The organism is Sphingobacterium gobiense (assembly GCF_002980575.1).
GTDB lineage: Bacteria > Bacteroidota > Bacteroidia > Sphingobacteriales > Sphingobacteriaceae > Sphingobacterium > Sphingobacterium gobiense.
Genome location: NZ_PVBS01000013.1, coordinates 1 through 639, shown reverse-complemented (window position 1 = coordinate 639; position 639 = coordinate 1). Strand labels below are relative to the sequence as shown.

The following is a 639-nucleotide window of genomic DNA, read 5'->3' as shown; positions in this document are numbered from 1 at the left end:
GTCAGTTTCTTCACCAAACAGAGCGGCTCCCGCGCCAGGGGGATATCCCGGGCGCTGCTCTACGGGCTGTTCATCATCGTGATCTACGTCGCACTGGGCATGCTCATCACCATAGCCTTCGGCTCCGATGCGCTCAACGCCCTGTCCACCAACGGTGTCTTCAACTTTCTGTTCTTCCTGATACTGGTGGTCTTCGCGGCATCCTTCTTCGGGGCCTTCGAACTTACCCTGCCCAGCTCCTTTGTCAACAGGATAGATGCCCAGTCGGACAGGGGCGGGCTACTCGGGCTTTTCTTCATGGCCTTCAGCCTGGCACTGGTGTCCTTCTCCTGTACCGGGCCGATCATCGGCACGCTGCTGGTGGAGGCGGCATCCAAGGGCGAGCGCCTTGGGCCTGCCGTGGGCATGCTCGGCTTCTCGGTGGCCCTTGCCATACCCTTCGTGATCTTCGCCTTCTTCCCCTCCATGCTGAAGTCCCTGCCCAAATCGGGCGGCTGGCTCAACAGCGTCAAGGTAGTACTGGGTTTCCTGGAGCTGGCACTGGCACTCAAGTTCCTGTCCAACGTAGACCTTGCCTACCACTGGAACTGGCTGGACAGGGAAGTATTCCTGGCCCTGTGGATAGCCATCTTCGGGATG

At 59.8% G+C, this 639-nt stretch carries 1 protein-coding gene; it reads left to right on the top strand.

All coding sequences use genetic code 11. The features are described from left to right. Nucleotides 1-639: cytochrome c biogenesis protein CcdA (locus tag C5749_RS19370; protein WP_281258088.1), on the top strand; the 639-nt coding region annotated here is incomplete at both ends.